Source organism: Polaromonas sp. CF318, from assembly GCF_000282655.1.
Classification (GTDB): Bacteria; Pseudomonadota; Gammaproteobacteria; order Burkholderiales; family Burkholderiaceae_C; genus Polaromonas.
This window is the reverse complement of the sequence record NZ_AKIV01000031.1, coordinates 1-6,984: the sequence shown is the minus strand read 5'-3', so window position 1 is coordinate 6,984 and position 6,984 is coordinate 1. Positions and strand designations below refer to the sequence as shown.

General features: G+C 66.4%; 7 protein-coding genes. All 7 read right to left on the bottom strand.

From position 1 onward, the window contains the following. Positions 1-1,145, bottom strand: a 1,145-nt coding sequence (locus PMI15_RS04255; protein ID WP_007864188.1) for a malic enzyme-like NAD(P)-binding protein, incomplete at its 3' end; no start/stop codon positions are given. Between the two features lie 244 nt (positions 1,146-1,389). Continuing rightward, entirely contained in the window at positions 1,390-2,106 is a 717-nt protein-coding gene (locus PMI15_RS04250; protein WP_007864186.1) for an ABC transporter ATP-binding protein, read from the bottom strand. Then, positions 2,099-2,869, bottom strand: coding sequence for an ABC transporter ATP-binding protein (locus PMI15_RS04245; RefSeq protein WP_007864184.1), 771 nt, complete (start codon positions 2,867-2,869; stop codon positions 2,099-2,101). Before PMI15_RS04245 ends, PMI15_RS04250 begins: the two co-directional genes overlap by 8 nt. Then, positions 2,866-3,834 (bottom strand): branched-chain amino acid ABC transporter permease, encoded by a 969-nt coding sequence (locus PMI15_RS04240; protein ID WP_007864181.1) that lies wholly within the window; start codon positions 3,832-3,834, stop codon positions 2,866-2,868. The genes PMI15_RS04245 and PMI15_RS04240 overlap by 4 nt, the downstream gene beginning before the upstream one ends. Then, on the bottom strand, positions 3,835-4,707 hold the full coding sequence (locus PMI15_RS04235; RefSeq protein ID WP_007864177.1) for a branched-chain amino acid ABC transporter permease: 873 nt from the start codon (positions 4,705-4,707) through the stop codon (positions 3,835-3,837). 129 nt (positions 4,708-4,836) lie between these two features. Continuing rightward, positions 4,837-6,009, bottom strand: coding sequence for an ABC transporter substrate-binding protein (locus tag PMI15_RS04230; protein ID WP_007864174.1), 1,173 nt, complete (start codon positions 6,007-6,009; stop codon positions 4,837-4,839). A gap of 260 nt (positions 6,010-6,269) precedes the next feature. Next, positions 6,270-6,984 (bottom strand): PDR/VanB family oxidoreductase (locus tag PMI15_RS04225; protein WP_007864170.1); only part of this gene is annotated, 715 nt, incomplete at its 5' end.

The following is a 6,984-nucleotide window of genomic DNA, read 5'->3' as shown; positions in this document are numbered from 1 at the left end:
CCCACATAGGCGGCCGCCACGACCTCGCTCTGCTCGGCCTGCGCGAGTTCGGCGATCGCATGCACGGCCGCGATTTCCATCTCGACGGTGATGGTGGAGGCGCCGGCATCCAGCGCGCCGCGGAAGATATAAGGAAAGCACAGGACGTTGTTGACCTGGTTGGGATAGTCGGTGCGGCCGGTCGCCATGATGGCGTCGTCGCGCACGGACTTGACGTCCTCGGGCGTGATCTCGGGATTCGGGTTTGCCAGCGCCAGGATGATGGGCTTGGCCGCCATTTTGGCGACCATGTCCTTCTTGAGCACGCCGCCGGCCGACAGGCCCAGGAAAATGTCCGCGCCCGCGATCACCTCGCCCAGGGTGCGCGCGTCGGTCTTCTGCGCGAACTGGATCTTGTCCTCGTCCATCAGCTCGGTGCGGCCTTCATAGACCACGCCGGCCAGGTCGGTCACGAACACGTTTTCGCGCTGTATGCCCAGCTTGAGCAGCAGGTTCAGGCAGGCCAGCGCCGCCGCGCCCGCGCCGGAAGTCACCAGCTTGACCTGGCCGGGGCCCTTGCCGACCACCTTGAGCGCATTGAGCACCGCCGCGCCGACCGTGATGGCCGTGCCGTGCTGGTCGTCGTGGAACACCGGGATCTTCATGCGCTTGCGCAACTCGCGCTCCACATAAAAGCAGTCGGGCGCCTTGATGTCTTCCAGGTTGATGGCGCCGAAGGTCGGCTCCAGCGAGGCGATGATGTCGACCAGCCTGGCCGGGTCTTTTTCGTCGATCTCGATGTCGAACACGTCGACGCCGGCGAACTTCTTGAACAGCACGCCCTTGCCTTCCATGACCGGCTTGGAGGCCAGCGGGCCGATGTCGCCCAGGCCCAGCACGGCGGTGCCGTTGGTCACCACGGCCACCAGGTTGCCGCGGCTGGTGTATTTGAAGGCGTTGTTCGGGTCCTTGACGATTTCCTCGCAGGGCGCCGCAACGCCGGGGGAGTAAGCCAAAGCCAGGTCGCGCTGGTTGGTCAGCTGCTTGGTCGCTGCGATGGCCACCTTGCCGGGGGTCGGAAACTCGTGGTATTCAAGCGCGGCGCGGCGCAGTTCAGCGCGTTTTTCTTCACGGTCGGCAGGCGTCGCGGCGGGGGGGGTCAGCATCAGCAGGGTCTCCAGCGGGAACGGTCGGATGACCGTCAATTTCTTGTAAGGGTCTGCGATTGTAGGCCGTTGGAGGGGAAAACCCTAGTAAGTGAATCTACGCAAAAAGGTGGATCGCTTTTGACTTTTGGGCATGGAAAGCCGTGTTGCCGTGAAGCTGGTTCACGATAACGGCGCGTAGATGTTTTTTGAACGCTTTAAGCGCGAAATACAGAACAGGTGGCCGGGCCGGCGGCCCGGCCGCTCAGCGCGCCACGCCCAGCAACTGGTCCAGGCGCTCGGGCTGCTCGCGCAGCGCCTGGGCCGTGCCCGTGTGCACCACCATGCCGCGGTCCAGCACCACGGCGCTGTCGGAAATCGCCAGGATGGCCTGCGGGTGCTGCTCCACGATGATGGCGCTCAGGCCCTCCTCGCGCGTGATGCGGCGTATGGCGCGCAGCAGCTCCTCCACGATGATGGGCGCCAGGCCTTCCAGCGGTTCATCGAGTAGCAGCAGCCTGGGGTTGAGCACCAGCGCCCGGCCCACGGCCAGCATCTGCTGCTCGCCGCCCGACAGCTGCGTGCCCAGGTTGGTCTTGCGCTCGGCCAGGCGCGGGAACATCGCGTACACCCCGTCGGGGTTCCATTTGCCCGGCCGCGCCACCGCCGTCAGGTTCTCGTGCACCGTCAGCGACTTGAAGATGTTGCGCTCCTGCGGCACCCAGCCTATGCCGCTGGCTGCGCGTTCGTGCGAGGGCAACTGGTGCAGCGCCACCATGGCCGGCCCTGCGCCGAAGGAAATGGACCCGCCGTGCTGGCGCGTTGCGCCCGCCAGGGTGTTGATCAGCGTGGTCTTGCCGGTGCCGTTGCGGCCCAGCAGCGCGAGGGTCTGGCCTTCACCCAGTGTGAACGAGACCTCGTGCAGCACCACCGCCTCGCCGTAGCCGGCGCGCAGTTTGTCGACCTTGAGCAGCTCAGCCATGGGCCACCTCCTCGCCATGGCCCAGGTAGACCGCCTTGACCTGCGGGTCGGCCGCAATCTGCTCGGGCGTGCCCTCGGTCAGCAGCGTGCCGTTGACCAGCACCGTCATGGTGGTGGCGAAACTGAACACCAGGTCCATGTCGTGCTCGATCAGCAGCACGGAAACGTCGGCGGGCAGCGCGGCCACGGTTTGCAGCAGTTCCTCGCGCTCGCCGGCCGGCACGCCCGCCACGGGTTCGTCCAGCAGCAGCACGCGCGGCTCGCAGGCCAGCGCCACGGCGATCTCCAGCAGGCGGCGCTTGCCGTAGGCCAGCACGCGGGTCGGCTGGTCCATCACCTCCGTCAGGTGAAACTGTTCCAGCAATTGCTCACAGCGTTCGGCCACGGCCCGGTTACGGCCCAGTGCCTGCCACCACTTCGCGCCCAGGCCGGCCTGCTGCGAGACAACCAGCGCCAGCGTCTGCAGCGGCGTGAGCGAGTCGAACAGCTGGTTGATCTGGAAGGTGCGCACCATGCCGCGCTTGACGCGCTGGTGCGGCGCCAGCCGCGTGATGTCCTCGCCTTCGAGGACGATGCGGCCCTCGGTGGGTTGCAGCACGCCCGTCAGCAGGTTGACCAGCGTGGTCTTGCCCGCGCCGTTGGGGCCTATCAGCGCATGGCGCGCGCCGCGCCGCAGGTTCAGGCTCACATTGTTGGTGGCGGCGATGCCGCCGAAGCGCATCACCAGGCCTTGCGCGGACAGCACCGCGTCCTGGGCGCTCATGGCCGGCCTCCGCGCCGCGGCAGCCAGGTCCAGGGCCGGACCAGGCGCTCGCGGCCCACCAGCACCAGCACCACCAGGAAAAGGCCTATCCAGAAGGTCCAGTACTGCGGCGTGATGGACGAGAGCGCATCCTGCATCAGCTTGAACACAATCGCCCCGGCCACGCCGCCATAGAGCCAGCCCACGCCGCCCACCACCAGGATCAGCAGCACGTCGGCCGAGCGGTGGAACTCGAACAAGTCCAGCGAGGCAAAGCCGGTGGTCTGCGCCAGCAGCGCCCCGGCCGCCCCGGCCACGCCGGCCGCCACCGTGTAAACCACCGCCAGCCGGGATGCGACCGGAATGCCGATGGCCATGGCGCGCAGGCGGTTGTCGCGTATCGCCTTGAGCGTCGCGCCCAGCGGTGAATGCACCAGGCGACGCATCAGCATAAACAGGATGAGCAGTACGGCCAGCGAGTAATAGGCACCCGTGCGGCCCGAGAGGTCGAATTCGAAGCGGCCCAGCAGCGGGCCCATGACCACGCCCTGCAGGCCGTCGGCGCCGCCGGTCAGCCAGTCCAGCTTGTTGGCCAGCTCCAGCAAAATCAGCGCCACGCCCAGCGTCACCATCAGCCGCGTCAGGTCGCTGCCGCGCAGAATGGTCAGCGAACAGACCGCGCCCAGCAACGTGGCCGTGGTGATGCCCACGGCCAGCCCCAGCAGCGGGTCGGGCATGACCAGCTTGGCGAACAGCGCCGCCGCATAACCGCCTATGCCGAAGAAGGCCGCATGGCCCAGCGAGACGATGCCGGTGTAACCCAGCACCAGGTCCAGCGACACCGCGAACAGCGCGACGATGGCGATCTCGTTGATGAGGGAGGCATGGCTGGGCATCAGCACCGGTGCGGCGAAGGCGATGAGCCAGAGCACCGGCTCCCAGGGTTTCCAGCGGCTGCTTTTAAGCAGCGAAGTCTGGGCGTTCATCTATTTGCCTCCCTTGCGCACAAAGAGGCCCTGCGGCCGCCAGATCAGGATCACGATCATCAGGCTGTAGACGATGAAGGCGCCCAGCTTGGGGATGTAGTACTTGCCCGCCACGTCGGCGATGCCCAGCAGCAGCGCGGCCAGCAGCGGCCCCGTGATCGACGAGGTGCCGCCCACGGCCACCACGATCAGGAAATAAATCATGAACTTGAGCGGAAAGCCCGGGTCCAGGCCCAGCACCTCGGCGCCCAGCGCGCCGCCCAGGCCGGCCAGGCCCGAGCCCACGGCGAAGGTCGAGAGGAACACGACGTTGACATTGATGCCCAGGCCGGCCGCCACGCGCTGGTCGTCCACCGAGGCGCGCAGGCGGCTGCCGAAGCGCGTGCGCGCCAGCAGGTATTGCAGGCCCACCGTCAGCGCCGCGCAGACCGCGATGATGAACAGCCGGTAGTGGCCCATGCCCAGCATCCAGGCACCGCTGCCGATCTCGGTGCGGCCCTTGAGCCATTGCGGCAGCTGCACGATCTGCTGCGTCGAACCGACGAAGTAGTCCACGCTGGCCACCGCCATGAATACCAGGCCTATCGAAAACAGCACCTGATCCAGGTGCGGCTTGTTGTACAGCGGCCGGTACAGCGTGCGCTCCAGTACGGCGCCCAGCAGCGCCGAGCCGATAAAGGCCAGCGGCAGGCACAGCAAAAACGGCACGCCGAAATGCTGCATCAGCAGCACGGTGATATAGCCGCCGGCCATGGCGAAGGCGCCGTGCGCGAGGTTGATGAAATTCATCAAACCCATGGTCACCGCCAAGCCCACCGCCAGGATGAACAGCAGCATGCCGTAGGCGATACCGTCGAAAAGAAGGGTCAGCATGCTTTTGCCGGATGATCCGTGTTTGCTTGAAGGAGCCTATTCCAAGGAAGGGCGCGGAACCGGCTTTGCCGGGCCGCAGAGCTTGCCCCCAGCAGGGGGGGAGGCGCCGCGAAGCGGCGCTTCGGGGGGTTATTTGCTCTTCCCTGGGTCCTTGACGTCCTTGATCACGTCAAATTCCACGTTGTAAAGCTGGCCGTCCTTCTTCTCGACCTTGCGCAGGTAGACGTCCTGCACGATGTCGCGCGTCTGCGCGTCGATGAAGATCTTGCCGCGCGGGCTTTCAAACAGCTGGCCCTTCATGGCTGCGAGCAGCGCGTCGCCGCCGCCCTGGCCCTTGCTGGTTTTGAGCGCTTCGTAAATCACGCGCATGCCGTCATAGCCGCCGACCGCCATGAAGTTGGGGCGCAAGCCCTTGTTGGCCTTGGAAAAAGCCTCCACAAACTTCTTGTTCACGGCCGAGGGATGCGCCGCCGAGTAGTGGTGCGAGGTGACCACGCCCAGCGCGCCGTCGCCCATGTCGTTGAGCTGGTCGTCGTCCGTCACGTCGCCGGTGGCGATCAGCCGTATGCCGGCCTTGTCCAGGCCGCGCTCGAGGAATTGCTTCATCACCGCGGCGCCCGCGCCCGAGGGCACAAAGACGAACAGCGCGTCGGGTTTGTTGTCCCGCACCTTTTGCAGGAAGGGCGCGAAGTCCGGGTTGCGCAGCGGCACGCGCAGCGCGTCGGTCACCTCGCCGCCGTTGAAGGTCAGGCGGTCCTTGAAGAATTTTTCGGCGTCTATGCCGGGGCCGTAGTCGGACACCAGCGTGACCACTTTCTTGATGCCGTTCTTGGGCGCCCAATCGGCCAGCGCGACCGAGACCTGCGGCAAAGTGAAACTGCTGCGCACGATGTAGGGCGAGGCCTGCGTGATGCTGGAGGTCGCCGCCGCCATCACCACCATGGGCGTTTTGGACTGCGTCGCGATGGGTGCGGTGGCCAGGGCCGAGGGCGTGATGCCGAAGCCGGCCAGCACATTGACCTTGTCATTGACCACCAGCTCCTGCGCGAGGCGGCGCGTGGTGTCCGGCAGCGAGGTGTCGTCCTTCACGATCAGCTGTATCTTCTTGCCCGCCACGGTGTCGCCGTTCTGCGCCATGTAAAGCCGCGCGGCCGCCTCGATCTGCCGGCCAGTGGTGGCCTGCTGGCCCGTCATCGGCAGGATCAGGCCTATCTTGAAGGTATTGTCCTGGGCCAGCGCCGGGGCGGCGGCAAGGGCTGCGGCCGACAGCGCGGCGGCGGTGAGGAAGGTACGTTTTTTCATGCTTGTCTCCTGGTAATTTCTCTCAGTGTCGGACGCCGCGTTCAAACCGGCGGGCCGCGGCTTCCTGGCATTTGGCCGCAAAACGCTGCGAGTCTAGTCTGAGTGCGCTATCAGCACAAATGTTCTTCATACGAACGCCATGGGCTTTTATTCTGGCGCTTGCCGTTTCCCGGTGGGGCTCCGGTGCGGCGGCGTTGCGCGATCATCGCGCACATGGCCTGTTGATCGCACACAAGTTGCGCCCTCATTTTCAAGTTCGCTCAAGCATCGGGCCGGTAGGAAGAATCCAGCGTCACCGAGCCGACCACGCGCGAGACGCAGGCGCACAGCCGTGTGTTTCCCTGTTTCTCATGTTCGCTCAGAAAGACGTCGCGATGGTCGATCTCGCCGTCCAGCGCCAGCACGTCCAGCGTGCACAGGCCGCACTCGCCGCGCTTGCAGTCGGACACGGCTTCCACACCGGCCTGCTCCAGCGCGTCCAGCAGGCTGCAGTCGGCCGGTACGGTGATGTCCAGCGCGTGGCGTGGAATCCGCACACGAAAGGCCTGCGGCGCCAGGCGTCCGCTATTGCCGAAGGTCTCATAACGCAGGTCGGTCGCCGGCCGGCCCGAGGCTTCCCAGGCATGGCGCGCCGCGTCCAGCATGGGCACGGGGCCGCAGACATACATTTGCGCACCGGCCGGCAAGGCCGCGATCTCGGCGGCGAAATCGATGCGCGCGTCGACGGCCGCATGCAGCCGCGGGCCCAGGCAGGCCTGCAGCGCCTGGCCGTAAGCCAGCTCGGCTTCGCTGCGCACGCCGTACAGCATACGCAGCGGCCGGCCCGATGGCGCGCAGCGCCCGGCCAGCGACTGGGCCATGCCCAGCAGCGGCGTGATACCTATGCCGCCGGCCACCAGCAGGTAGGCCGGCGCGTTGAGGTCCAGCGGGAAATGGTTGTGCGGCCCGCTGAGCTGCAGCCGGTCGCCGGCGGCC